24 protein-coding genes and 5 tRNA genes are annotated in these 25,001 nt (G+C 56.0%); all 29 read right to left on the bottom strand.

The features are described from left to right. Positions 1-5: 5 nt before the first annotated feature. The 29 genes from rpsC to ACGK9W_RS20455 all read right to left on the bottom strand — a co-directional run bounded on the left by rpsC (position 6) and on the right by ACGK9W_RS20455 (position 24,914). Positions 6-689 (bottom strand): 30S ribosomal protein S3, encoded by a 684-nt coding sequence (gene rpsC, locus ACGK9W_RS20595; RefSeq protein WP_008174872.1) that lies wholly within the window; start codon positions 687-689, stop codon positions 6-8. Positions 690-700: 11 nt separating this feature from the next. After that, a complete protein-coding gene (gene rplV, locus ACGK9W_RS20590; RefSeq protein WP_008174870.1) occupies positions 701-1,033 on the bottom strand; it encodes a 50S ribosomal protein L22 in 333 nt (110 codons plus the stop codon). Positions 1,034-1,049: 16 nt separating this feature from the next. Next, positions 1,050-1,325 carry a 30S ribosomal protein S19 gene (rpsS, locus tag ACGK9W_RS20585; RefSeq protein WP_007154011.1) on the bottom strand — a complete coding sequence of 92 codons (276 nt, stop codon included), beginning with the start codon at positions 1,323-1,325 and terminating at the stop codon, positions 1,050-1,052. Between the two features lie 23 nt (positions 1,326-1,348). Next, the gene (gene rplB, locus ACGK9W_RS20580; RefSeq protein WP_008174864.1) at positions 1,349-2,176 is read right to left on the bottom strand and encodes a 50S ribosomal protein L2; all 828 of its coding nucleotides are present in this window, start codon (positions 2,174-2,176) and stop codon (positions 1,349-1,351) included. Positions 2,177-2,193: 17 nt separating this feature from the next. Then, positions 2,194-2,487, bottom strand: coding sequence for a 50S ribosomal protein L23 (gene rplW / locus ACGK9W_RS20575; RefSeq protein WP_008174862.1), 294 nt, complete (start codon positions 2,485-2,487; stop codon positions 2,194-2,196). Further along, positions 2,484-3,089, bottom strand: coding sequence for a 50S ribosomal protein L4 (rplD, locus tag ACGK9W_RS20570; protein ID WP_008174860.1), 606 nt, complete (start codon positions 3,087-3,089; stop codon positions 2,484-2,486). The genes rplW and rplD overlap by 4 nt, the downstream gene beginning before the upstream one ends. A gap of 11 nt (positions 3,090-3,100) precedes the next feature. Continuing rightward, the gene (rplC, locus tag ACGK9W_RS20565) at positions 3,101-3,739 is read right to left on the bottom strand and encodes a 50S ribosomal protein L3 (protein ID WP_008174858.1); all 639 of its coding nucleotides are present in this window, start codon (positions 3,737-3,739) and stop codon (positions 3,101-3,103) included. Positions 3,740-3,815: 76 nt separating this feature from the next. Beyond that, complete coding sequence (gene rpsJ / locus ACGK9W_RS20560) at positions 3,816-4,127, bottom strand: 30S ribosomal protein S10 (protein ID WP_004580743.1); 312 nt, start codon at positions 4,125-4,127, stop codon at positions 3,816-3,818. Positions 4,128-4,312: 185 nt separating this feature from the next. Next, the gene (gene tuf / locus ACGK9W_RS20555) at positions 4,313-5,509 is read right to left on the bottom strand and encodes an elongation factor Tu (protein ID WP_008174851.1); all 1,197 of its coding nucleotides are present in this window, start codon (positions 5,507-5,509) and stop codon (positions 4,313-4,315) included. Between the two features lie 35 nt (positions 5,510-5,544). Further along, positions 5,545-7,650, bottom strand: a complete 2,106-nt coding sequence (gene fusA, locus ACGK9W_RS20550) for an elongation factor G (RefSeq protein WP_405418468.1) — start codon at positions 7,648-7,650, stop codon at positions 5,545-5,547. Positions 7,651-7,668: 18 nt separating this feature from the next. Beyond that, positions 7,669-8,139 (bottom strand): 30S ribosomal protein S7, encoded by a 471-nt coding sequence (gene rpsG / locus ACGK9W_RS20545; RefSeq protein WP_008174847.1) that lies wholly within the window; start codon positions 8,137-8,139, stop codon positions 7,669-7,671. 114 nt (positions 8,140-8,253) lie between these two features. Then, the gene (gene rpsL / locus ACGK9W_RS20540) at positions 8,254-8,628 is read right to left on the bottom strand and encodes a 30S ribosomal protein S12 (RefSeq protein ID WP_008174844.1); all 375 of its coding nucleotides are present in this window, start codon (positions 8,626-8,628) and stop codon (positions 8,254-8,256) included. A gap of 167 nt (positions 8,629-8,795) precedes the next feature. After that, positions 8,796-13,010: a DNA-directed RNA polymerase subunit beta' gene (gene rpoC / locus ACGK9W_RS20535; protein WP_008174840.1), complete on the bottom strand. Its 4,215-nt coding sequence runs from the start codon at positions 13,008-13,010 to the stop codon at positions 8,796-8,798. Between the two features lie 76 nt (positions 13,011-13,086). After that, a complete protein-coding gene (gene rpoB / locus ACGK9W_RS20530) occupies positions 13,087-17,166 on the bottom strand; it encodes a DNA-directed RNA polymerase subunit beta (protein WP_008174839.1) in 4,080 nt (1,359 codons plus the stop codon). Positions 17,167-17,407: 241 nt separating this feature from the next. Continuing rightward, positions 17,408-17,785, bottom strand: a complete 378-nt coding sequence (gene rplL / locus ACGK9W_RS20525; RefSeq protein WP_008174836.1) for a 50S ribosomal protein L7/L12 — start codon at positions 17,783-17,785, stop codon at positions 17,408-17,410. A 40-nt stretch (positions 17,786-17,825) separates the two neighbouring features. After that, a complete protein-coding gene (rplJ, locus tag ACGK9W_RS20520) occupies positions 17,826-18,356 on the bottom strand; it encodes a 50S ribosomal protein L10 (RefSeq protein ID WP_008174835.1) in 531 nt (176 codons plus the stop codon). Between the two features lie 225 nt (positions 18,357-18,581). Further along, entirely contained in the window at positions 18,582-19,280 is a 699-nt protein-coding gene (gene rplA, locus ACGK9W_RS20515) for a 50S ribosomal protein L1 (RefSeq protein WP_008174833.1), read from the bottom strand. Between the two features lies 1 nt (position 19,281). Continuing rightward, the gene (gene rplK / locus ACGK9W_RS20510; RefSeq protein ID WP_008174831.1) at positions 19,282-19,713 is read right to left on the bottom strand and encodes a 50S ribosomal protein L11; all 432 of its coding nucleotides are present in this window, start codon (positions 19,711-19,713) and stop codon (positions 19,282-19,284) included. A gap of 117 nt (positions 19,714-19,830) precedes the next feature. Beyond that, entirely contained in the window at positions 19,831-20,364 is a 534-nt protein-coding gene (nusG, locus tag ACGK9W_RS20505; protein WP_008174829.1) for a transcription termination/antitermination protein NusG, read from the bottom strand. Between the two features lie 12 nt (positions 20,365-20,376). Continuing rightward, a complete protein-coding gene (gene secE, locus ACGK9W_RS20500; protein ID WP_008174826.1) occupies positions 20,377-20,745 on the bottom strand; it encodes a preprotein translocase subunit SecE in 369 nt (122 codons plus the stop codon). 33 nt (positions 20,746-20,778) lie between these two features. Beyond that, a tRNA-Trp gene (locus ACGK9W_RS20495) sits at positions 20,779-20,854 on the bottom strand. A gap of 37 nt (positions 20,855-20,891) precedes the next feature. Next, positions 20,892-22,088, bottom strand: a complete 1,197-nt coding sequence (tuf, locus tag ACGK9W_RS20490) for an elongation factor Tu (RefSeq protein ID WP_008174851.1) — start codon at positions 22,086-22,088, stop codon at positions 20,892-20,894. 51 nt (positions 22,089-22,139) lie between these two features. After that, positions 22,140-22,215 (bottom strand) — tRNA-Thr (locus ACGK9W_RS20485). Positions 22,216-22,229: 14 nt separating this feature from the next. Next, positions 22,230-22,304 (bottom strand) — tRNA-Gly (locus ACGK9W_RS20480). 11 nt (positions 22,305-22,315) lie between these two features. After that, positions 22,316-22,400: transfer RNA gene (locus ACGK9W_RS20475), tRNA-Tyr, on the bottom strand. A 39-nt stretch (positions 22,401-22,439) separates the two neighbouring features. Continuing rightward, a tRNA-Thr gene (locus ACGK9W_RS20470) sits at positions 22,440-22,515 on the bottom strand. A 31-nt stretch (positions 22,516-22,546) separates the two neighbouring features. Beyond that, a complete protein-coding gene (locus tag ACGK9W_RS20465) occupies positions 22,547-23,221 on the bottom strand; it encodes a hypothetical protein (RefSeq protein ID WP_227507717.1) in 675 nt (224 codons plus the stop codon). Continuing rightward, a complete protein-coding gene (locus ACGK9W_RS20460) occupies positions 23,218-23,952 on the bottom strand; it encodes a type III pantothenate kinase (protein ID WP_008174817.1) in 735 nt (244 codons plus the stop codon). Before ACGK9W_RS20460 ends, ACGK9W_RS20465 begins: the two co-directional genes overlap by 4 nt. Beyond that, entirely contained in the window at positions 23,949-24,914 is a 966-nt protein-coding gene (locus ACGK9W_RS20455) for a biotin--[acetyl-CoA-carboxylase] ligase (RefSeq protein ID WP_405418462.1), read from the bottom strand. The genes ACGK9W_RS20460 and ACGK9W_RS20455 overlap by 4 nt, the downstream gene beginning before the upstream one ends. Between the last annotated feature and the right edge of the window lie 87 nt (positions 24,915-25,001).

Here is a 25,001-nt window from a genome sequence, read left to right as displayed (position 1 = left end):
CCCCTTTACTTAGAACCTTTCTTCCCAGAGGCTTTCTTGTCAGCACGGACCTGCTCCATACCACCAAGAATCTCACCTTTGAAGATCCATACCTTGACGCCGATTACGCCGTAAGTGGTATGCGCTTCGTAGGTTGCGTAATCAATATCTGCACGCAGTGTGTGCAGCGGAACACGACCTTCGCGATACCACTCGGAACGCGCGATTTCAGCACCCCCGAGACGACCGCCAACCTGGATCTTGATACCCTTGGCACCCTGGCGCATGGCGTTCTGGACCGCGCGCTTCATAGCGCGACGGAACATCACACGACGCTCCAGCTGGCCGGCAACGTTTTGCGCTACCAGGCGGGCATCGAGGTCCGGCTTGCGGACTTCTTCGATGTTGATGTGCACAGGCACACCCATCATATCGCTGACTTCGCGACGCAGACGATCAACATCTTCACCCTTCTTACCGATAACAATACCGGGACGGGCAGTATGGATCGTGATACGGGCGTTCTGAGCAGGGCGCTCGATCACAATCTTGCTGACAGACGCCTTAACCAGACGCTTGTCGAGGAACTCGCGAACCTGAATATCATTCAGCAGGTTCTTGGAGTATTCCTTTTTGTCGGCATACCAGACTGAGTTGTGCTCTTTGATCACACCCAGGCGAATGCCGGTTGGATTTACTTTATGACCCATCTGAGCATCTCCTACTTGTCGGCGACCTTGACGGTGATATGGCAGGTGCGCTTGAAAATACGGTCAGCGCGCCCCTTGGCTCGAGCTTTGATTCGCTTGAGCGTCGGACCCTCATCCACCATCACGGTGGAAACCCGCAGTTCGTCAACGTCCAGACCTTCGTTATGCTCAGCGTTGGCGATGGCGGACTCAAGAGCTTTCTTGATCACGACCGCCGCCTTCTTCGGGCTGAAAGTCAGAATGTTCAGGGCATCCTCAACAGCCTTGCCACGTACTTGGTCAGCGACAAGACGTGCTTTCTGAGCTGAGAGGTTAGCGCCCTTATACTTGGCTGCTACTTCCATTTTGATTACCTCAGAATCAGCGTTTAGCTTTCTTGTCGGCCGCATGACCACGATAAGTACGCGTTGCCGCGAACTCACCCAGCTTATGTCCAACCATATCTTCGGTGACATAAACCGGCACGTGCTGCTTGCCGTTGTGGACTGCAATGGTCAGGCCTACCATCTCCGGAAAGACTGTCGACCGGCGGGACCAGGTTTTGATCGGCCGCTTGTCGTTAGCTTCCAGAGCTGCCTCGACCTTCTTCAACAGATGCAGGTCTATAAAAGGACCTTTCTTCAAAGAACGTGGCACAGCAATTACCTCTATGTAGTCGTTTACTTGGCCGAACGACGACGTACTATCATTTTGTCAGTACGCTTGTTCTTACGAGTCTTATGCCCTTTGGTCGGAACACCCCACGGAGTAACCGGGTGACGCCCGCCAGAGGTACGCCCTTCACCACCACCATGTGGGTGGTCAACTGGGTTCATAGCAACACCACGTACTGTTGGCCGTTTGCCGCGCCAACGTGATGCACCCGCTTTACCAAGCTGCTTGAGGCTGTGTTCGCTGTTGGACACTTCACCCAACGTTGCGCGACAGTCAACAAGCACCTTACGCATTTCACCTGAGCGCAGGCGGATGGTGGCATAAGCACCTTCCCGGGCAACCAGCTGTACGGATGCGCCCGCAGAGCGAGCCAGCTGTGCACCTTTGCCAGGCTTGAGTTCGACGCAGTGGATCACAGAACCGACCGGAATATTCCGGAGCGGCAGCGTGCTACCCACCTTGATTGGCGCGTCGATACCGGAGCGCACAGGATCACCGATCTGCATACCCTTGGGAGCGATGATGTAACGACGCTCGCCATCGGCATACTTCAACAGTGCAATGTGCGCAGAGCGGTTCGGATCGTATTCCAGGCGCTCAATAGTCGCCGGGATACCATCTTTGGTCCGCTTGAAATCGATGACACGGTAGTGCTTCTTGTGGCCACCACCCGTGTGACGGGTTGTGATGCGGCCTACATTGTTACGACCACCCGTCTTGTTCTTTCTTTCTACCAACGGCTCGTAGGGGCGCCCAGTGTGCAGATCCGGGTTGTAAAGCTTTACAACGTGACGGCGTCCGGCAGATGTTGGTTTGGTTTTGACGATCGGCATATTACGACCCCTTTACCTTATTCCACATCCAGAAAATCGATGTCCTGACCTTCTGCCAGCTTTACGTAAGCCTTACGAATGTCATTACGCTTGCCGAACCCGCGGATAGTGCGCTTGAGCTTACCCTTACGGTTCAGAACCTGAACACCTTCTACGGTGACGTTGAACAGCTGCTCAACGGCTTTTTTGATCTCGGGCTTGGTGGCATCAGGTGCTACACGAAACACTACCTGACCACGCTCTGCTGCCAGAGACGCTTTTTCCGATACGTGCGGCCCAAGCAGGACCTTGTAAATACGTTCCTGATTCATCCCAGCATCTCCTCGATCTTCTTCAGAGCGGGAACGGTCACAACGACCTTCTCGAAGGCAACCAGGCTAACCGGATCCAGACCGGCAATATCACGCACGTCAACGTGCGGAATGTTGCGTGAGGCCAGATGCAGGTTCTGTTCGACGTTGTCGGACAGAATCAGCGCATTGGTCACACCGATATCCTTCAGCTTGGCGTTGAATGCCTTGGTCTTCGGGCTGTCAACGTTCATGTCGTCAACAACAACCAGACGCTCCTGGCGAACCAGCTCGGAAAAAATGGAGCGCATCGCTGCGCGGTACATTTTGCGGTTTACCTTCTGCTCAAAGCCGCGAGGCTTGGCTGCAAAGGTAACGCCACCGGAGCGCCAGATCGGACTACGGATAGTACCGGCACGGGCACGACCGGTGCCCTTCTGACGCCATGGCTTCTTACCGCCACCGCTTACTTCGGAACGCGTTTTCTGAGCCTTGGTACCCTGGCGGGCGCCTGCCATGTAGGCAGTCACTACCTGGTGAACCAGCGACTCGTTAAAATCTTTGGCGAATGCAGCGTCGGAAACAGAAATTCCCTTGCCGCTACCTGTAATAGTCAATTCCATCGCACCGCTCCTCAGGCTTTAACTGCAGGCTTGATGACAACATCGCCGCCAGTTGCGCCGGGAACGGCACCACTTACCAGCAGCAGGTTGCGCTCGGCGTCGACACGGACAATTTTCAGGTTCTGCACAGTTACCTGAGCATTACCCATCTGGCCCGCCATCTTTTTGCCCTTGAATACCTTGCCCGGAGTCTGGTTCTGACCAATGGAACCCGGAGCACGGTGAGACAGAGAGTTACCGTGAGTGGCATCCTGCATGGAGAAGTTCCAGCGCTTAACACCGCCCTGGAAGCCCTTACCCTTGGACTGGCCGATGGCATCTACCACCTGACCGTCTTCGAATACAGAAGCCGTAATCTCGCCACCGGCGGCCAGATCCTCACCTTCGCCATCGGCAAGACGGAATTCCCACATACCACGACCGGCTTCAACACCCGCCTTGGCAAAGTGGCCCGCTTCGCTCTTGGTAACACGAGAGGAACGACGAGTACCGACAGTCACCTGAACGGCGCGGTAGCCATCGCTTTCAAGAGTTTTCAGTTGGGTAATGCGGTTGGGCTCAACCTCAATTACCGTTACGGGCAGTGCCTGCCCATCTTCCGTAAAAATACGGGTCATACCGGCCTTACGACCGACAACACCAATTGCCATGTTTCACCTCTTAAGTGTACGGGGCTCTCACCCTCTATGGCCTTATGACAGTTACACAGACTAATACCGGGCGGTATTAGCCGAGGCTGATCTGAACGTCTACACCTGCTGCCAGGTCCAGTTTCATCAGAGCATCTACTGTCTTTTCCGTCGGCTCAACGATGTCGAGCAAACGCTTATGCGTACGAATTTCATACTGATCGCGCGCGTCCTTGTTGACGTGCGGAGAGATCAATACGGTGTACTTTTCCTTCCGCGTCGGCAGAGGGATAGGGCCACGCACCTGAGCGCCGGTCCGCTTGGCGGTATCGACGATCTCCTGCGTGGACTGGTCGATCAGGCGATAATCAAACGCCTTCAACCGGATTCGAATTTTTTGGCTTTGCATGATGCACCAAACTCCACTCGTAGCAGCTACTAGTTAGCCGACCTTCAAAAAAAGGAGCCGCATTGTATGCATAATACCCAACCCTGTCAACAGCAATACTGGTTGACCGGGTCAGGCTGGCTTTGCGGCTGAAACAGAAAAAGGGGCTGAAGAATCAGCCCCTTTTTCCTGATCAAACGAGAAGATTACTCGATGATCTTGGAGACCACGCCGGCACCAACGGTACGGCCGCCTTCACGAATCGCGAAGCGCAGGCCATCTTCCATGGCGATCGGAGCAATCAGGGTAACACTCATCTTGACGTTGTCACCCGGCATAACCATTTCCACACCTTCCGGCAGTTCGCAAGAACCGGTTACGTCGGTGGTACGGAAGTAGAACTGCGGACGGTAGCCCTTGAAGAACGGAGTATGACGGCCGCCTTCTTCTTTGGACAGTACGTACACTTCGCACTCGAACTTGGTGTGCGGAGTGATGGAACCCGGAACCGCCAGAACCTGACCACGCTCAACGTCGTCACGCTTGGTGCCACGCAGAAGCGCACCAATGTTCTCACCGGCACGACCTTCGTCCAGCAGCTTGCGGAACATCTCAACACCAGTACAAGTGGTCTTCACGGTATCCTTGATACCAACGATTTCCACTTCGTCACCAGTCTTGATAACGCCACGCTCAACACGGCCGGTCACAACAGTACCACGACCAGAGATAGAGAAGACGTCCTCGATCGGCATCAGGAACGGCTGATCGATCGCACGCTCCGGCTCGGGGATGTAGTCATCCAGAGCTTCTACCAGCTTCTTAACAGCGGTAGTACCCATCTCGTTGTCGTCTTTGCCTTCCAGCGCCATCAGCGCAGAACCGGTGATGATCGGAGTGTCGTCACCCGGGAAGTCGTACTGGCTCAGCAGGTCACGAACTTCCATCTCAACCAGCTCGAGCAGCTCTTCATCGTCTACCATGTCCGCTTTGTTCAGGAACACAACGATGAAAGGTACGCCAACCTGACGGGACAGCAGGATGTGCTCACGGGTCTGCGGCATGGGGCCGTCAGCTGCGGAGCAAACCAGGATCGCGCCGTCCATCTGCGCCGCACCAGTGATCATGTTCTTCACATAGTCAGCGTGGCCCGGGCAGTCTACGTGAGCGTAGTGGCGATTCGGGGAATCGTACTCAACGTGGGAAGTCGCAATGGTAATACCACGCGCCTTCTCTTCCGGTGCGTTATCGATCTGGTCGAAGGCACTCGCAGAGCCTGTACCCCAAACTTCGTGACATACACGGGTCAAGGCAGCAGTCAAAGTGGTTTTACCATGGTCAACGTGACCAATGGTGCCTACGTTCAAGTGCGGCTTATTACGCTCAAATTTAGATTTAGACACGGTTACACCTCTTCCTGTTTCTTAAGTCCTGGGGATCAACCCTTTTTAATGATCGCTTCGGCAATGTTCGAAGGTGCCTCTGAATAACCAGAGAACTCCATCGCATAGGACGCCCGGCCTTGCGTTGCAGAACGCAGGTCGGTGGCGTAACCGAACATTTCCGACAACGGAACCTCTGCACGGATGACCTTACCGGCAGGACCTTCGTCCATGCCCTGGATAACGCCGCGACGACGGTTCAGGTCGCCTACAACATCACCCATGTAATCTTCCGGCGTCACAACTTCAACACGCATGATCGGCTCGAGCAGTGCCGGGTTCGCCTCGAGGGCACCCTTCTTCATTGCCATGGAACCAGCGACCTTGAAGGCCATCTCGTTCGAGTCGACGTCGTGGTAGGAACCGTCGTACAGGGTTGCCTTGATACGCAGCAGCGGATAACCGGCCAGACAGCCGTTCTGCATCTGCTCTTCAATACCCTGCTGAACTGCCGGGATGTATTCCTTGGGAACAACACCACCAACAATCTCATTCACGAAGATAAAGTTTTCACCATCTTCATCATCCAGCGGCAACGGCTCAAGCTTGATCTTGACGTGACCGTACTGACCACGACCACCAGACTGACGCACAAATTTGCCTTCGACGTCTACCGACTTGCGAATGCGCTCACGGTAGGCCACCTGCGGCTTGCCGATGTTCGCCTCTACCTTGAACTCGCGACGCATGCGGTCAACGATGATGTCCAGGTGAAGCTCACCCATGCCAGAGATGATGGTCTGACCGGATTCCTCGTCGGTACGAACGCGGAACGACGGATCTTCCTGAGCCAGCTTACCCAGTGCAACGCCCATCTTTTCCTGGTCCGCCTTGGACTTCGGCTCAACGGCAACAGAGATAACCGGCTCCGGAAATTCCATGCGCTCGAGAATGATCTTGTGGTTCTCGTCGCACAGGGTGTCACCGGTGGTCACACTCTTCAGGCCAATCGCAGCGGCGATGTCGCCCGCAAGCACTTCTTTGATTTCCTGGCGATCTTTGGAGTGCATCTGAACCATACGGCCGACGCGCTCTTTCTTGCCTTTCACCGAGTTGTAGACGGCATTACCGGACTCAAGCTTACCGGAGTAAACCCGGAAGAACGTCAGCGTGCCCACGAACGGGTCTGTGGCGATCTTGAACGCCAGAGCCGCGAACGGCGCATCGTCATCAACCGGACGGGTTTCCTCGGTGCCTTCGTCGTCAACTTCACCACGGATGGCCTTGACTTCGTCTGGCGCCGGCAGGAACTCGATAACGGAGTCCAGAACCGCCTGAACACCCTTGTTCTTGAACGCAGAACCACAGGTAGCAACAACGATCTCGTTCGCCAGGGTACGCATACGCAGACCCTTCTTGATATCGTCGATGGAGAGCTCACCCTCTTCGAGGTACTTTTCCATCAACTCTTCGTTGGCTTCTGCAGCAGCTTCAACCATCTGCTCGCGGTACATGGCGACTTCGTCTTCCATTTCCGCGGGAACGTCTTTCTGCTCGTAGCTCGCGCCAGAGTCAGCTTCGTTCCAGTAGATGGCCTTGTTACGAATCAGGTCGACAATACCAGCGAAATTGTCTTCAGAACCGATCGGCAGCTGGATGGGAACGCAGTTTGCGCCCAAACGCTTCTTGATCTGCTCAACAACGCGCAGGAAGTTTGCGCCGGCACGGTCCATCTTGTTGACGAACACCATGCGGGGAACTTCGTACTTGTTGGCCTGACGCCATACGGTCTCGGACTGGGGCTCAACACCGGAGGAGCCACAGAACACCACAACCGCACCGTCGAGTACGCGCAGGGAGCGCTCTACTTCGATAGTAAAGTCAACGTGCCCCGGGGTGTCGATGATATTGATCCGGTGCTCCGGGTACTGCTTGTCCATACCCTGCCAGAATGTCGTAGTCGCAGCAGAGGTGATGGTAATACCACGCTCCTGCTCCTGCTCCATCCAGTCCATGGTAGCTGCACCATCATGAACTTCACCGATCTTGTGGGAGATACCTGTGTAGAACAGCACCCGCTCGGTGGTTGTGGTTTTGCCCGCATCAACGTGCGCACAAATACCAATGTTTCTGTAACGCTTGATAGGAGTCTTGCGTGCCACTGTATAAACCTCGGCTGATTAGAAACGGAAGTGAGAGAACGCCTTGTTGGCTTCTGCCATGCGGTGAACATCTTCACGCTTCTTAACAGCGGAGCCTTTGCTGTCAGCGGCGTCCAGGATTTCACCAGCCAGACGCTGAGCCATGGACTTCTCACCGCGCTTCCGTGAGTATTCTACGAGCCAGCGCATTGCCAGCGCGTTCTGACGGGAAGGCCGTACTTCAACAGGCACCTGGTAAGTAGCACCACCCACACGACGGGACTTAACCTCAACCATCGGCTGGATGTTCTCCAGGGCCTTCTCGAACATGTCGATCGGCTCTTCCTTGGATTTCTCGGCAACAATGTCCAGAGCGCCGTAAACAATGCGCTCTGCGGTAGACTTCTTGCCACTTTCCATCACGTGGTTGATGAACTTGGCAAGACGTGCACTGCCGAATTTCGGATCCGGGATAATTTCCCGTTTTGCTGCAACTCTTCTTCTAGGCATCGATAAGCCCTTATATATCTAAAAGGTCTTCAGGAACCCCTGAGATAGCAAATGCTACTCAGCCTTACTCTTACCGTTCTGACAAGCAACGATAAAAGACACCCACTCGGGACATCAGGACTTGGGTCGTTTTGCACCGTACTTGGAGCGGCCCTGCTTACGGTTCTGTACACCCTGGGTGTCCAGCGTTCCGCGAACAGTGTGATAGCGCACACCCGGAAGGTCTTTTACTCGACCGCCACGGATCAGCACAACACTGTGCTCCTGAAGGTTGTGACCTTCACCACCAATGTATGAGGAAACCTCGTAGCCGTTGGTCAGACGAACACGGCACACTTTACGCAGTGCTGAGTTCGGCTTCTTCGGCGTTGTGGTATACACACGAGTGCACACACCACGGCGCTGAGGGCAGGCCTGGAGAGCAGGAACATCGCTCTTGGCTACCTTGCGCTTACGAGGCTTACGCACCAACTGATTAATCGTTGCCATGTAAGCAAACTCCAAAAAACCATATCAATGAAACTTACCCCCTGTGCAGGGGGTAAAATTTAAGGGACGCAAGTGTAAGCCTGCGCCCCCGGACAGTCAAGATGACTGGTCTCTTTTTGACCACCTCTCGGGTAGGTAACTACCCGGAGGCGGCGCGCCGTCCCAACTCAGCTTTCGCGGTTGAGCTCGGCACTCAGAGCTTCTTCCACGTCGGCCGCGGTTACGCCCTGCTCTTCCAGGTCACGCTTGCGACGACGCTCGTTGTGGTATGCCAGACCGGTACCGGCCGGAATCAGTCGACCAACCACAACGTTTTCCTTCAGGCCGCGCAGGTAATCACGCTTACCGGTAACCGCACCTTCGGTGAGTACCCGGGTAGTTTCCTGGAACGAAGCCGCAGAAATGAACGACTCGGTGGCCAGGGAAGCCTTGGTGATACCCAGCAGCAGACGCTCGAACCGTGCAGGCTCTTTGTCGGCGGCATCGGCCTTCTCGTTTTCTTCCAGCACCTGGGTGATTTCCACCTGGTCGCCGGAGAGCAGAGTGGTATCGCCGGGATCGGTGATTTCCACCTTCCGCAGCATCTGACGAACGATAACCTCAATGTGTTTATCGTTGATGACAACACCCTGCAGCCGGTAAACGTCCTGGATTTCGTTGGTGATGTACTTGGCCAGTTCAACCACACCCAGCAGACGCAGAATATCGTGCGGGTTGGACGGACCGTCCGAGATTACCTCACCCTTCTCAACGGTCTCGCCTTCGAAGACGTTGAGCTGACGGTGCTTCGGAATCAGAACTTCGTAAGCATCCCCATCCTTCGGTGTGATAACCAGACGCTTTTTGCCCTTGGTTTCCTTGCCGAACGAGACCATACCGCTGATTTCAGCCAGGATGGAGGATTCCTTCGGACGACGGGCCTCGAACAGGTCGGCAACCCGCGGCAGACCACCGGTGATATCCCGGGTCTTGGAGCTTTCCTGCGGGATCCGTGCTACCACGTCACCCAGTTCGATCCGCGCACCGTTGGCCATGGTGACCAGAGCGTTTGCCGGCAGGAAGAAGATCGCAGTACCGCCACCTGGCAGCTCCACTTCTTCACCCTTCTCATCAATGAGCTGGATCGCAGGACGAATGTCCTTACCAGCTGCAGGACGCTCCTTGGAGTCGATGACCTCCATGGTGGACAGGCCCGTCAATTCGTCGGTCTGGGTGCGGACAGTGATGCCCTGGTCCATGTTGACGAATTTCGCGGTACCACCAGCCTCGGCGATGATCGGGTGGGTGTGCGGATCCCACTTGGCAACCACAACGCCCGCTTCAACCGCATCACCGTGCTTGACGGATAGAACAGCACCGTATGGCAGCTTGTACCATTCACGCTCACGACCCTGGTCATCGGCAATGGCCAACGCGGAGGAACGGGAAATCACCACCAGAGTACCGTCGGCCTTCTCGATCGACTTCATATTGTGCAGACGGACGGTACCGCCATGCTTGACCTGGATATTGTCCACCGCGGACGCCCGGCTGGCCGCACCACCAATGTGGAAGGTACGCATAGTCAGCTGGGTACCCGGCTCACCGATGGACTGCGCAGCGATAACGCCCACAGCTTCACCGACGTTAACCTCGTGACCACGGGCCAGATCACGGCCGTAGCACTTGGAGCAGATACCGTGGCGGGTTTCACAGGTGATCGCAGAGCGAACCCAGACTTCATCCACACCGGCCCGCTCGAGGGTTTCAACGGCCTTCTCGTCCAGCAGAGTGCCGGCTTCGATAACGGCGTTATCCTTGTCGGTCGGAGTAAACGCATCACGGGCGGTCACACGACCCAGAACCCGGTCACCCAGCGGTACTACAACGTCGCCACCTTCGATGTGCGGCGTCATCAGCAGACCTTCGTCGGTACCACAGTCAGGCTCGGTAACGACCAGATCCTGGGAGACATCTACCAGACGACGGGTCAGGTAACCGGAGTTCGCGGTCTTCAGAGCGGTATCCGCCAGACCCTTACGGGCACCGTGAGTGGAGATGAAGTACTGGAGTACGTTCAGACCTTCACGGAAGTTCGCAGTGATCGGCGTTTCGATAATAGAGCCGTCCGGCTTGGCCATAAGGCCACGCATACCGGCCAGCTGACGGATCTGGGCCGCGGAACCCCGGGCGCCGGAATCGGCCATCATGTAAACCGAGTTGAACGACTCCTGCATCAGGTATTCGCCGTCCTCGCCCTTCACCGGTTGTCCGTCAGGCCCGATAACCTGCTCCTTCGCCAGACGCTCCATCATGGCTTTGGAAACTTTATCGTTGGCACGTGACCAGATGTCGATAACCTTGTTGTACTTCTCGCCCTGGGTCAGCAGACCGGACGCGTACTGGGTTTCGATATCCTTCACCTCAGCGGATGCGGCATCAACCAGCTCGTACTTCTCCGGCGGAATCTCGAAATCGTTGAAACCAATAGAGATACCGGAAACGGTCGCATAGTGATAACCCATGTACATCAACTGATCCGCGAAGATGACGGTGTCTTTCAGACCGGCATCACGGTAGCAGGTGTTGATCAGGTTAGAGATTGCCTTCTTGACCATCGGCTTGTTGACCAGCTCGTAGGACAGGCCATCAGGCACGATGTCAAACAGCAGAGCACGACCAACCGTGGTATCAACAATCTTGTATTGCTCGGTACGGGAGCCATCTTCGGCAATCGCCACTTCCTTCACGCGAACCTTGACGATCGCCTGAAGGTCGACCTTGCCAGCGCCGTAGGCACGATGCGCCTCTTTGACGTCGGCAAACACCATACCCTCACCCAGGGCGCTCTTGCGCTCACGGGTCATGTAGTACAGGCCGAGTACCACGTCCTGGGACGGCACGATAATCGGCTCGCCGTTGGCCGGCGACAGCACGTTGTTGGTGGACATCATCAGCGCACGGGCTTCGAGCTGGGCTTCCAGGGTCAGCGGTACGTGAACCGCCATCTGGTCGCCGTCAAAGTCGGCGTTGTAGGCCGCACACACCAGCGGATGCAGCTGGATCGCCTTGCCTTCGATCAGAACCGGCTCGAATGCCTGGATACCCAGACGGTGCAGGGTCGGCGCACGGTTCAGCATGATCGGATGCTCACGGATGACTTCGTCCAGGATATCCCAGACCACGCCTTCCTCGCGCTCGACCATCTTCTTGGCGGCCTTGATGGTGGTCGCCAGGCCGCGGTGCTCCAACTTGGAGAAAATAAACGGCTTGAACAATTCCAGTGCCATCTTCTTTGGCAGACCACACTGGTGCAGGCGCAGGTACGGACCGACCACGATCACTGAACGACCGGAGTAGTCCACACGCTTACCAAGCAGGTTCTGACGGAAACGACCCTGCTTACCCTTGATCATGTCAGCCAGGGACTTCAGCGGGCGCTTGTTGGTGCCGGTAATGGCCCGGCCACGGCGCCCGTTGTCCAGCAGCGCGTCAACGGCTTCCTGCAGCATCCGTTTCTCGTTACGCACGATGATATCCGGAGCGTTCAGCTCCAGCAGGCGCTTGAGACGGTTGTTCCGGTTGATCACCCGACGGTAAAGATCGTTCAGATCAGAGGTCGCGAAGCGGCCACCGTCCAGCGGTACCAGCGGGCGCAGATCCGGCGGAAGCACCGGCAGCACGGTCATGACCATGTCGCCTGGCTTGTTGCCGGAATACAGGAACGCCTCAAGAATTTTCAGACGCTTGCTGAACTTCTTGATCTTGGTTTCGGAGTTGGTCTGCGGAATCTCCTCACGCAGGGCATCGACCTCTTCCTGCAGGTCAATACCTTCAAGGAGCTCCTTGACCGCTTCGGCACCCATGCGGGCGTCGAACTCGTCGCCGAATTCTTCCAGGGCTTCATAGTACTGCTCATCGTTCAGCAGCTGGCCCTTCTCCAGGGTGGTCATCCCCGGATCGATAACAATAAAGGATTCGAAGTACAGGACCCGCTCGATATCGCGCAGGGTCATGTCCAGCATCAGACCGATACGGGACGGCAGTGACTTCAGGAACCAGATGTGCGCGACCGGGCTGGCCAGCTCAATATGGCCCATGCGCTCACGGCGGACACTGGCCAGCGCAACCTCAACGCCACACTTCTCGCAGATAACACCGCGATGCTTGAGGCGTTTGTATTTACCGCACAGACACTCGTAGTCCTTGATCGGGCCGAAGATCTTGGCACAGAAAAGACCGTCGCGCTCCGGCTTGAAGGTACGGTAGTTAATGGTCTCAGGCTTCTTCACTTCGCCAAAGGACCAGGAACGGATCATGTCAGGCGACGCCAGGCCAATACGGATGGCGTCGAATTCCTTGCTTTGGTTCTGGCTCTTGAGAAGATTCAGCAAATCTTTCATCAGTAAAAGCTCCGGATGGCGTTAATCTCGGGCGGGCACTGGTCGTGCCCGCTCACGCTGCCAAAAACAATTCGGCTCACTCGGATTCCAGCTCGATGTCGATACCCAGCGAGCGGATTTCCTTGACAAGAACGTTGAAGGATTCGGGCATGCCCGGCTCCATCCGATGATCGCCATCGACAATGTTCTTGTACATCTTGGTCCGACCGTTCACGTCATCAGACTTGACGGTGAGCATCTCCTGCAGCGTGTAAGCTGCACCGTAGGCCTCGAGAGCCCACACTTCCATCTCACCGAAGCGCTGGCCACCGAACTGCGCCTTACCACCCAGCGGTTGCTGGGTAACCAGGCTGTAAGAGCCGGTGGAACGAGCGTGCATCTTGTCGTCGATCAGGTGGTTCAGCTTCAGGATGTACATGTAGCCAACCGTTACCGGGCGGTCGAACATATCACCAGTACGACCGTCATACAGCATGGTCTGACCGGTAGTGCTCAGTCCCGCAAGCTCAAGCATGCGCTTGACCTCGGCTTCCTTGGCACCGTCGAATACCGGCGTTGCCATGGGCACACCGCCGCGAAGGTTGTGGCACATCTCCAGGATTTCCTTGTCGGACAGGGAATCCAGGTCCACCTTGAACACTTCGTCTGAGTGATTGTAGATCTCATCCAGCAGCTTGCGTAATTCAGCCACCTTGCGCTGCTCGTCCAGCATCTGGCTGATACGCTCACCCAGACCCTTGGCTGCAGCACCCAGATGAGTCTCAAGCACCTGACCTACGTTCATCCGCGAGGGAACACCCAGCGGGTTCAGAACCACGTCAACCGTGTTGCCGTGCTCGTCGTAAGGCATGTCTTCGATCGGCATCACCGAGGAAATAACACCCTTGTTACCGTGACGACCGGCCATCTTGTCACCCGGCTGGATACGACGCTTGATAGCCAGGTATACCTTGACGATCTTCAGTACGCCCGGTGCGAGGTCGTCGCCCTGCTGAAGCTTGCCTTTCTTGTCGTCAAAGCGCGCTTCGTGTTCCTTCTTGCGGTCTTCCAGACCCTGCTCGGATTTCTCCAGCAGCTCGTTCAGGCTCTCGTCTTTCATCCGGAGCTTGAACCAGTCAGAACGCGGCAGCTCGGCCAGGTAGCTCTCTTCGAGGGTGGCGCCTTTCTTCAGGCCCGGCCCACTGATCACTTCCTGCCCTTTCAACGCACTGTTCAGACGCTCGAATGTCGCACCTTCAACAATCCGGTACTCGTCTTTCAGATCCTTGCGATACTGGTCCAGCTGCTCTTTCTCGATGGACTGGGCACGCTGATCCTTCTCGATACCGTCGCGGGTAAAGACCTGCACGTCGATAACGGTGCCGCGGGTGCCAGTCGGCACGCGGGAGGAGGTGTCCTTAACATCGGACGCCTTCTCACCAAAGATGGCACGCAGCAGCTTCTCCTCAGGCGTCAGCTGGGTCTCACCCTTCGGTGTGACCTTGCCTACCAGAATGTCACCGGGGCCCACTTCAGCACCAATGTAAACAATACCGGACTCATCCAGCTTGGACAGCGCACTTTCACCAACGTTCGGAATATCCGCGGTGATTTCTTCGCTACCCAGCTTGGTGTCCCGAGCCACACAGGTCAGTTCCTGAATGTGGATGGTGGTCAGGCGATCTTCCTGCACCACTTTCTCGGAAATGAGGATGGAGTCCTCAAAGTTGTAACCGTTCCAGGGCATGAACGCGATGCGCATGTTCTGCCCCAGTGCCAGCTCACCCAGATCCACAGAGGGACCGTCTGCCAGCACGTCGCCACGGGCAATAATATCGCCCTGACGCACGATGGAGCGCTGGTTGATACAGGTGTTCTGGTTCGAACGGGTGTACTTGGTCAGGTTGTAGATATCCACACCTGCATCACCCGCTTCGGTTTCCTCGTTATTGACACGAACCACGATGCGCGAAGCGTCAACGCTTTCGATCACACCGCCGCGGCGAGCCGATACACAGACGCCAGAGTCTTGGGCAACCGTACGCTCAACACCGGTTCCTACCAGGGGAACCTGGGCTTTGAGTGTCGGAACCGCCTGACGCTGCATGTTCGCACCCATCAGTGCCCGGTTGGCGTCGTCATGCTCCAGGAACGGGATCAGGGATGCCGCGACCGATACTACCTGGCGCGGAGATACATCCATGAAGTTAACGCTCTCCGGCGGAGTAACGGTAAATTCGTTCTGGTGGCGAACGGTAACCAGTTCGTCGGTCAGACGCTTGGTCTTCTCGTCCATGGCAGCACTGGCCTGGGCGATGACGTAGTTGCTCTCCTCGATAGCGGACAGGTAAACCACTTCATCGGTTACCACGCCGTTCTCAACTTTCCGGTACGGACTCTCGAGGAAACCGTAGGAGTTGGAGCGCGCGTAAGTCGCCAGCGAGTTGATAAGACCGATGTTCGGACCTTCCGGCGTCTCGATTGGGCATACGCGACCGTAGTGGGTCGGGTGTACGTCACGAACCTCAAAGCCTGCACGCTCACGGGTCAGACCACCTGGGCCCAACGCAGAGATACGACGCTTGTGCGTGACCTCGGACAACGGGTTGTTCTGGTCCATGAACTGCGACAGCTGGCTTGAGCCGAAGAATTCTTTAACCGCGGCTGCTACCGGCTTGGCGTTAATCAGGTCCTGCGGCATCAGCCCTTCGCTTTCAGCAAGGCTCAGACGCTCACGAACCGCTCGCTCAACCCGAACCAGGCCAACGCGGAACTGGTTTTCGGCCATTTCGCCAACGCAGCGAACACGACGGTTACCCAGGTTATCGATATCGTCCACATTGCCCTGGCCGTTACGTATGTCGATCAGGGTCTTGAGAACGTCGATGATGTCTTCGTGGGTCAGGGTGCCCTCACCTGTGCTTTCTTCACGGCGCAGACGGCGGTTCAGCTTCATCCGGCCAACCGCAGACAGGTCATAGCGCTCTTCAGAGAAGAACAGGTTATTAAACAGGTTCTCAGCCGACTCCTTGGTGGGCGGCTCACCCGGGCGCATCATCCGGTAGATCTCAACCAGCGCTTCGAGCGGCGTGCGAGTCGGATCGATACGCAGGGTGTCAGACATGAACGGACCACAGTCCAGATCGTTGGTGTAAAGGGTTTCGATATCCTTCACGCCAGCGTCGAGAATCTTGGTGACCAGCTCTTCTGTCAGCTCGGAGTTACACTCCACCAGGACTTCACCGGAACCCTGATCGATCATGTCTTTCGCCAGTACACGGCCGTACAGGTACTCGGTCGGCACCTCAAGCTCGTTGATGCCGGCTTTTTCCAACTGCTTGATGTGGCGGGCCGTAATCCGGCGACCTTCTTCGACAATCACGTTACCGTCATTGTCCTTGATATCGAAGGTCGCGATGTCGCCACGCAGACGGCTCGGCACCAGCTCCAGCTTGCACACTTCCGCGCCCAGGCTGAATTTACTGGTTTCGAAGAACATCTCCAGCATCTGCTCGGAGGTGTAGCCCAGGGCACGCAACAGAATGGATGCCGGAAGCTTACGACGACGGTCGATACGAACGAACACGGAGTCCTTCGGATCAAACTCGAAGTCCAGCCAGGAACCACGGTAAGGAATCACCCGGGCAGAATACAGCAGCTTGCCGGAGGAATGGGTCTTGCCCTTGTCGTGATCGAAGAACACACCCGGAGACCGGTGGAGCTGGGAAACAATAACGCGCTCGGTACCGTTGATAACGAAGGTACCGTTCTCGGTCATCAGGGGCATCTCGCCCATGTAGACTTCCTGCTCTTTAATGTCCTTGATCGCCTTGTTGGACGATTCCTTATCGTAAATGATAAGGCGGACCTTCACCCGCAGCGGCGCTGCATAGGTTACGCCCCTAAGCTGGCATTCCTTGACATCAAAAACCGGCTCGCCAATACGATAGCTCACGTATTCGAGCGCGGCATTGCCAGAGTAACTGACAATCGGGAATACGGATTTGAATGCTGCGTGAAGACCGGTTTCCCGGCGGTCTTCAGGAGCGGCTTCCATTTGGAGGAAGTCCCGGAACGAATCCAGCTGAATAGACAGCAAATAGGGGACGTCCATCACGGAAGGCAATTTACTAAAATCTTTGCGAATCCGCTTTTTCTCAGTGTAGGAGTAAGTCATCTGCATTCCCCAGCTTTAGACCTGATACCTGGTATCAAGAAGCAACCAATGTTCTGCTTCGGGGCCGAATTGCTCGGCTTATCGCGCCGTCTTGAACAAGACTCTGGCTGTAGGTTATAGATCTGACATCAACCTGCAATTGCTCACCAGACTCTATAGCATATACAACAGAAAAAGGCCGGTGGCCCAAAGCCACCAGCCTGTCCATGCTTATCGCACGGTTTCGATCAACAGCCGACTCTTACTTGAGCTCAACAGAAGCGCCTGCTTCCTCAAGCTTCTTCTTGGCTTCTTCAGCGTCGTCTTTGCTAGCTGCTTCCTTGATAACGGAAGGAGCGCTGTCGACCATTTCCTTGGCTTCTTTCAGACCCAGGCCAGTCAGTTCACGAACGGCCTTGATTACGTTTACTTTCTTCTCACCAGGACCGGTAAGTACAACGTCAAACTCGGTCTGCTCTTCAGCAGCGGCTTCGCCACCACCAGCAGCTGCCGGCGCAGCAGCAACGGCTGCAGCGGCAGAAACACCGAATTTTTCTTCCATTGCTTCAACCAGCGCAACTACGTCCATTACGCTCATTTCAGCGATTGCGTTCAAAATGTCTTCGTTAGACAGAGCCATGACTTTCTCCCAAAAATATAAAAAATGGTGTTCAACAGAATCAAGCAGCTTCTTGCTTCTGGTCGCGAACTGCCGCTACAGCACGAGTCACTTTCGAAGGAACTTCGTTCAGTGTCCGTGCCAGCTTGGTGATCGGTGCCTGTGTTACTGCGGCCAGCATTGTCAGCGCTTCGTGACGTGTTGGCAGCTTGGCAAGACGGTCGATCTGGTCTGCACCCATCAGCTCTCCGCCGACGGCCAGTGCCTTAATCTCGAACGCCTCTTTCTCTTTCGCAAAATCCTTCAACAGACGCGCTGCCGCGCCCGGATCTTCCATAGAGAATGCCAGAATGGTCGGGCCGACCAGGGCTTCGTCGATGCACTCGAACTCGGTACCGCGAATCGCGATCTTCGCCAGGTTGTTACGAACAACCTTCAGACGCACGTTTTCGGCACGAGCCTTGGCACGAAGCGCCGTCATGTCACCAGAGGTAACACCACGGTAGTCAGCCATAACCACAGACAGAGCACCACCGGCAGTCTCGTTGACTTCAGCGACGATCGCTTTCTTGTCTTCGAGTCTAATTGCCACTGGATTTCTCCTCGATTTCGCCGGGTCTTCCCGGCAAACCCACATATACCCCTCGCGGGGCTCCTAACGGTGTTTGGGTTCAGAGAGAACGTCTTCACACCGTCTGCGCAGGCGTTGCTTTAACCCTTGCAGCACTTCCAGTCAGACCGAAAGTGCTTCGGGGGCCTGCGGTCTTTGACAGCCTTGGCTTCCGCCCAGACTACAAAGTAACCACCGATCAAAGGATCAAATAGCGAGACCGCTCTGATCGATAGTCAGGCCAGGACCCATAGTCGAGGAAATGGTGATCTTTTTGAGATACACGCCTTTCGCCGACGACGGCTTGGCCTTTTTCAGATCTGCTACCAGAGCTTCAAGGTTTTCCTTGATGTTCTGCGCAGAGAATTCAACGTTACCCAGCGGAGCGTGGATAATGCCGTTCTTGTCGGTGCGGTAACGAACCTGACCGGCCTTGGCGTTCTTGACCGCAGTCTCGACGTCAGGAGTCACAGTACCCACCTTCGGGTTCGGCATCAGGCCACGGGGACCAAGAATCTGGCCCAGCTGACCAACAACACGCATGGCGTCCGGAGTGGCGATAACCACGTCGAAATCCATGTTGCCTTTCTTAACTTCGTCCGCCAGATCGTCCATGCCTACAACGTCTGCACCAGCAGCCGTTGCTTTCTCGGCATTGGCGCCCTGGGTAAATACAGCGACGCGAACGGTCTTGCCGGTGCCGTGAGGCAGAACAGTGCTGCTACGGACAACCTGGTCGGATTTACGTGCGTCAACGCCCAGATTGACGGCTACGTCGACAGACTCTTTGAACTTCACGTTCTGGCCCAGCTCAACCAGCAGTGCAACTGCTTCGTCGACAGAGTAGGAACGGGTAGAGTCTACCTTTTCACGAATAAGCTTCTGACGCTTGCTCAGCTTCGCCATGTTACAGGCCCTCCACGTTCAGGCCCATGCTGCGGGCTGTTCCTGCAATGGTACGTACCGCTGCGTCCATATCGGCTGCAGTCAGGTCCGGCTCTTTGGTCTTGGCAATTTCTTCAAGCTGCTCGCGGGTCACGGTACCGACTTTCTCGGTATTCGGACGACCGGAGCCACTCTTGATGCCAGCGGCCTTCAGGAGAAGAACCGGTGCAGGCGGAGTCTTGGTAATAAAGGTAAAGCTGCGATCACTGTAAACGGTGATCACGGTCGGAATCGGCAGACCAGGCTCCATGTCCTGAGTCTGGGCGTTGAACGCCTTGCAGAATTCCATGATGTTTACGCCGCGCTGACCCAGTGCAGGACCAACGGGGGGACTCGGGTTGGCCTTGCCGGCAGCAACCTGAAGCTTGATGTACGCTTCAATTTTCTTTGCCATGATAGATCTCCTGTGGGTTCAAACGCCTCTCGGCTCCCCGTTTTTACAACTGCTAAGAGCAGACACAAAAAGCCCGCGTCGCTTGAGCGCGCGAGCTTTCAGCTTTCCCGTTACCGGTCAGTCTTTTTCGACCTGCCCAAACTCCAGCTCTACCGGAGTTGAACGACCAAAGATCAGAACGGCAACCTTGACCCGACTCTTGTCGTAGTCAACTTCCTCAACCACACCATTGAAGTCCGCAAAAGGACCTTCAACAACGCGAACAATCTCACCCGGCTCGAACAGCGTCTTCGGCTTGGGCTTGTCTGCACCGCTTTCGACTCGACGAAGGATCGCTTCCGCTTCCTTTTCGGTGATCGGTGCAGGCTTATCCTTGGTACCACCAATAAAACCAAGAACACGCGGGGTGTTCTTCACAAGGTGCCACGTCGCATCGTCCATTTCCATCTGGACCAGTACGTACCCGGGATAGAATTTGCGCTCACTCTTGCGCTTCTTCCCTTCTCGCATTTCGACGACTTCCTCGGTCGGAACCAGGATCTCGCCGAAACGGTCTTCCATCTCGTGCAGCGCAACGCGCTCCCTGAGAGTGCGCATTACCTGCTTTTCGAAGCCAGAATACGCATGAACGACGTACCAGCGCTTAGCCATTGCCCACTCCTGTTAACCGATAAACCCGGCGACCAGCCAGCTGATCAGCGAATCCATACCCCACAACAACAGAGCCACAACGAGCACAAACACCACAACAATCGCTGTCGTCTGCACAAGCTCGGGCCTGGTGGGCCATACCACTTTCCGGATCTCTACTCTCGCTTCCTTCAGCAGCGTCGCGAAGCGACGACCACGGTCGGTCTGGAGGGCAACAAGCGCCGCCACAATTGCGAGACCTACAAGAGCCAGAACCCGATACAGCAGAGACTCGGCACTATAATACTGATTCCCCACCACACCGATGGCGATCAGAACGAAAACAACCAGCCACTTCACGAAATCGAAACGGCTGGCTGACTGAACGGCTTTTGACTCCATAGGAATCAACTTATGTATCCGGATGTTAAAAAATGGCAGGCCAGGAGGGAATCGAACCCCCAACCTGCGGTTTTGGAGACCGCTGCTCTGCCAATTGAGCTACTGGCCTGCACCGAAACAACTCAGTGCACTTACTCTCGAGTCCATTACTCGATAATCTTGGAGACTACGCCGGCACCAACGGTACGGCCGCCTTCACGAATCGCGAAGCGCAGGCCATCTTCCATGGCGATCGGAGCAATCAGGGTAACACTCATCTTGACGTTGTCACCCGGCATAACCATTTCCACACCTTCCGGCAGTTCGCAAGAACCGGTTACGTCGGTGGTACGGAAGTAGAACTGCGGACGGTAGCCCTTGAAGAACGGAGTATGACGGCCGCCTTCTTCTTTGGACAGTACGTACACTTCGCACTCGAACTTGGTGTGCGGAGTGATGGAACCCGGAACCGCCAGAACCTGACCACGCTCAACGTCGTCACGCTTGGTGCCACGCAGAAGCGCACCAATGTTCTCACCGGCACGACCTTCGTCCAGCAGCTTGCGGAACATCTCAACACCAGTACAAGTGGTCTTCACGGTATCCTTGATACCAACGATTTCCACTTCGTCACCAGTCTTGATAACGCCACGCTCAACACGGCCGGTCACAACAGTACCACGACCAGAGATAGAGAAGACGTCCTCGATCGGCATCAGGAACGGCTGATCGATCGCACGCTCCGGCTCGGGGATGTAGTCATCCAGAGCTTCTACCAGCTTCTTAACAGCGGTAGTACCCATCTCGTTGTCGTCTTTGCCTTCCAGCGCCATCAGCGCAGAACCGGTGATGATCGGAGTGTCGTCACCCGGGAAGTCGTACTGGCTCAGCAGGTCACGAACTTCCATCTCAACCAGCTCGAGCAGCTCTTCATCGTCTACCATGTCCGCTTTGTTCAGGAACACAACGATGAAAGGTACGCCAACCTGACGGGACAGCAGGATGTGCTCACGGGTCTGCGGCATGGGGCCGTCAGCTGCGGAGCAAACCAGGATCGCGCCGTCCATCTGCGCCGCACCAGTGATCATGTTCTTCACATAGTCAGCGTGGCCCGGGCAGTCTACGTGAGCGTAGTGGCGATTCGGGGAATCGTACTCAACGTGGGAAGTCGCAATGGTAATACCACGCGCCTTCTCTTCCGGTGCGTTATCGATCTGGTCGAAGGCACTCGCAGAGCCTGTACCCCAAACTTCGTGACATACACGGGTCAGGGCAGCAGTCAAAGTGGTTTTACCATGGTCAACGTGACCAATGGTGCCTACGTTCAAGTGCGGCTTATTACGTTCAAACTTAGACTTAGACATTCGACCAATCTCCCTAATCAACCAGGATCGTAACGTTGACCGGATAAATAATGGAGCTCATGGGCGGATTTGAACCGCCGACCTCACCCTTACCAAGGGTGTGCTCTACCAACTGAGCTACATGAGCATTACAAAACAAATTGGAGCGGGCAGCGGGAATCGAACCCGCGTCATCAGCTTGGAAGGCTGAGGTAATAGCCACTATACGATGCCCGCGAGCAATTTAGTGGTGGAGGGGGCAGGATTCGAACCTGCGAAGGCGATGCCGTCAGATTTACAGTCTGATCCCTTTGGCCACTCGGGAACCCCTCCGAGTCGGATTCGCGTGAGCGAATCCGTCAAAACTTAAAGTGGAGCTGGCGGACGGAATCGAACCCCCGACCTGCTGATTACAAGTCAGCTGCTCTACCAACTGAGCTACGCCAGCTCACATTCGCCTCGTCAGCGAGGGCGGTATACTACGGATTTTTTTCTGGCGTTGCAACACCTTCACAAGGCCTGATTTCAACGAAATCAAAATTGCTGCCGTAATCCGCTTTCACCGCCTGAACCAGTTCTTCAGCGAGTTCTGGTTCCGCCTCAAAAGAGAGCGCGTAGCTTATCTGATTTCGGGGGAAGTTGACCAGTACCGCATTAAGATTCTGACGTTTTTTTTCTTCCAGCACGGAAATTGCAGATTCGCGGGACTCGAACAGCCCCAGCGAAATGGCATTGCGGTTTTCGCCCTCGGTAACCAGATAGGAGTCGATCCCCTGCCTCTGAATGTCACGGAACTGGCTCAGGGCGACAGCCTCGGGCTGGGGTGGAATAAGAACCCAGTGCAGGGGTGCCAGCTCTCTTTCGACTTCTTCAATCCTGAAACCCGCCTCCTCCGCGAGAGGTTGACTGTCCACCAGGCTTCGGGCGCGCTCCGCGGTTTCAATCCATCCAAGGCGGGCACAGGACATTTCGGATTCGTCGGCGGGTGCACCAGGCCCGACACCGGAGTCTGCCGGCCCCGGCGATTTGAGGCTGGCCACCCTTGGCAGGCTGCCACTGGCAACATTGGCCATGCCGCCCGATGGCCCCACGAAGTCCGGCAGGTAATAAATAGCAATACTCACCAGCACCAGCACCAACGCCAACCACCTCATCCGGAGGTTTCCTCCGCATGAATTGCACGAAGTCCCGACAACACAAGATCCGGGCGAGAAATACCGGGCAGACCAAGACCGATAAGCCGGTCAGCATCGCCGCCAGTAACCAGAATTTCAGACAGTGACAGTTTTCGGGCGTCAGCGATCACCCGCTCAATCATCGCAGCAGACAGCCAGGCAAGACCATGGTTCACGCACTCTCCGGTACTCTTGCCAGGGTCCGTTGCCAGCCCCTGGTCCGGGTCGAACCAGATCCGGGCGGCATCGGTCCGGAGACTGCGCAGCATCATCTGCAGGCCAGGAAGAATATAACCACCCAGATGCTGACCATGCCGATCAACATAATCGACAGTAACGGCACTGCCTGCGTCCAAGACCGCAAAGCCCTGCCTGTGATCGAGCCAGGCACCGTACATTCCATGCCACCGATCAGCCCCCATTCTCGAGACATCCTGGTAGGCGTTCATGAGGCCATTCCGGGACTGTTCCGACCAGTAAAAGCGAACCGGCGCCTGACACAGCTTCTCGACGGAGCCCGCCAAATGAGTTCGCCTTTCTTCAGAGGCGACGGTGGATATGGCGACAGACACAACCTTTCCGATCAGTTCTCCCGACATGCCCAGGGGGTTCTCGTCTTCGAGAGAGCCGGTCCCCGAGGCCAGAACCTCATCCTGGTTTGCAAGACACCACTTCAGCCGGGTGTTACCCGCGTCAATAAACAGATTCATTTTGCCACTCGCAGACTGATTTCCCCTGCGCGCACCGGAACAAGCCCGTTTTCGGTCCGGATTTGATAGTTGCCGGCGTCATCAATGCCACAACCGACACCTTCGACATCACCGCCCCGGGCCTTGAGCGATTTTCCCATGAACACATCGCGACGCTGCCAGGACTCCCGAAAATCTGCAAACCCGATATCCGAGAACAGCGCGACAGCATCGAATACAGCATCGATGATTGCACCACCGATCTGGCTGCGCGACCACTCGACTTGAGGGCAGACCCTGGCGAGGCTGCTCCAGGGTTGATCGACGCCATCAGCCCGGGACATATGTACATTCAGCCCGATACCCGCAATTACCTGCACCACGCCTTCCTCCAGCTCACCCTGGAGCTCCACCAGGATGCCGCCAAGCTTGCCGTCCGGCAGAAAAATATCATTTGGCCACTTGAGTCCGACCTCCGGCACTCCCAGTCGTTCCAGGGCATTGGCCACCGCAACGCCGAGCACCAGACTCAACCCATCCAGTACTCCGAAGCCGCCGTGGAAGGTGAGCCCCATGCTCAGGTACAGGTTTTCGCCCCGGGGGCTTTGCCATACACGCCCCCGTCGGCCTCGGCCGGACGTCTGACAGTCGGCGATAGCCACCGGGACACCCTTGCTTCCGGCGGTAATCTGCCTGATCACCTCGGCATTGGTCGAGTCAACCTCGTCGAGGACTGTCAGTGAAAGCTCCTGCTCCCGGCCGGCGGCAATTTCACGAAGCACCCGTGCCCTATCGAGCAGGTCCACCCGGGACACCAGCTGATATCCACGTCCGCGAATCGTGGCAATGTCAGCACCTTCCTCCATCGCGCGACGAATCTGCTTCCAGATTGCGGTACGACTAACCCCGAGCTTTTCGGCCAGCGCGGCTCCGGAGTGAACCTGACCGTCACTGAGCAGCTCTATAAGTGCTTTGGATTTCATAAGATGCATCCAGCCATGAAATTGGGTAAGGCCGGATTAAACACCAGGGAAGGGAAAAAGACAAAGTTGGCGGTGTCGCTTTGCGAA

Origin of the sequence: Marinobacter flavimaris (assembly GCF_045057155.1) — a bacterium.
In the GTDB taxonomy this organism is placed as follows: Bacteria; Pseudomonadota; Gammaproteobacteria; order Pseudomonadales; family Oleiphilaceae; genus Marinobacter; species Marinobacter manganoxydans.
The sequence above is the reverse complement of the archived record's forward strand: the minus strand, read 5'-3'. Positions and strand labels throughout refer to the sequence as shown.

Bases quoted from the DNA above. Each gene is read 5' to 3' on its own strand.
- rpsC (WP_008174872.1), bottom strand. From the start codon at position 689: ATGGGTCATAAAGTAAATCCAACCGGCATTCGCCTGGGTGTGATCAAA.
- rplV (WP_008174870.1), bottom strand. From the start codon at position 1,033: ATGGAAGTAGCAGCCAAGTATAAGGGCGCTAACCTCTCAGCTCAGAAA.
- rplB (WP_008174864.1), bottom strand. From the start codon at position 2,176: ATGCCGATCGTCAAAACCAAACCAACATCTGCCGGACGCCGTCACGTT.
- rplW (WP_008174862.1), bottom strand. From the start codon at position 2,487: ATGAATCAGGAACGTATTTACAAGGTCCTGCTTGGGCCGCACGTATCG.
- rplD (WP_008174860.1), bottom strand. From the start codon at position 3,089: ATGGAATTGACTATTACAGGTAGCGGCAAGGGAATTTCTGTTTCCGAC.
- rplC (WP_008174858.1), bottom strand. From the start codon at position 3,739: ATGGCAATTGGTGTTGTCGGTCGTAAGGCCGGTATGACCCGTATTTTT.
- rpsJ (WP_004580743.1), bottom strand. From the start codon at position 4,127: ATGCAAAGCCAAAAAATTCGAATCCGGTTGAAGGCGTTTGATTATCGC.
- rpsG (WP_008174847.1), bottom strand. From the start codon at position 8,139: ATGCCTAGAAGAAGAGTTGCAGCAAAACGGGAAATTATCCCGGATCCG.
- rpsL (WP_008174844.1), bottom strand. From the start codon at position 8,628: ATGGCAACGATTAATCAGTTGGTGCGTAAGCCTCGTAAGCGCAAGGTA.
- rpoC (WP_008174840.1), bottom strand. From the start codon at position 13,010: ATGAAAGATTTGCTGAATCTTCTCAAGAGCCAGAACCAAAGCAAGGAA.
- rpoB (WP_008174839.1), bottom strand. From the start codon at position 17,166: ATGACTTACTCCTACACTGAGAAAAAGCGGATTCGCAAAGATTTTAGT.
- rplL (WP_008174836.1), bottom strand. From the start codon at position 17,785: ATGGCTCTGTCTAACGAAGACATTTTGAACGCAATCGCTGAAATGAGC.
- rplA (WP_008174833.1), bottom strand. From the start codon at position 19,280: ATGGCGAAGCTGAGCAAGCGTCAGAAGCTTATTCGTGAAAAGGTAGAC.
- rplK (WP_008174831.1), bottom strand. From the start codon at position 19,713: ATGGCAAAGAAAATTGAAGCGTACATCAAGCTTCAGGTTGCTGCCGGC.
- nusG (WP_008174829.1), bottom strand. From the start codon at position 20,364: ATGGCTAAGCGCTGGTACGTCGTTCATGCGTATTCTGGCTTCGAAAAG.
- secE (WP_008174826.1), bottom strand. From the start codon at position 20,745: ATGGAGTCAAAAGCCGTTCAGTCAGCCAGCCGTTTCGATTTCGTGAAG.
- tuf (WP_008174851.1), bottom strand. From the start codon at position 22,088: ATGTCTAAGTCTAAGTTTGAACGTAATAAGCCGCACTTGAACGTAGGC.
- ACGK9W_RS20465 (WP_227507717.1), bottom strand. From the start codon at position 23,221: ATGAGGTGGTTGGCGTTGGTGCTGGTGCTGGTGAGTATTGCTATTTAT.
- ACGK9W_RS20460 (WP_008174817.1), bottom strand. From the start codon at position 23,952: ATGAATCTGTTTATTGACGCGGGTAACACCCGGCTGAAGTGGTGTCTT.
- ACGK9W_RS20455 (WP_405418462.1), bottom strand. From the start codon at position 24,914: ATGAAATCCAAAGCACTTATAGAGCTGCTCAGTGACGGTCAGGTTCAC.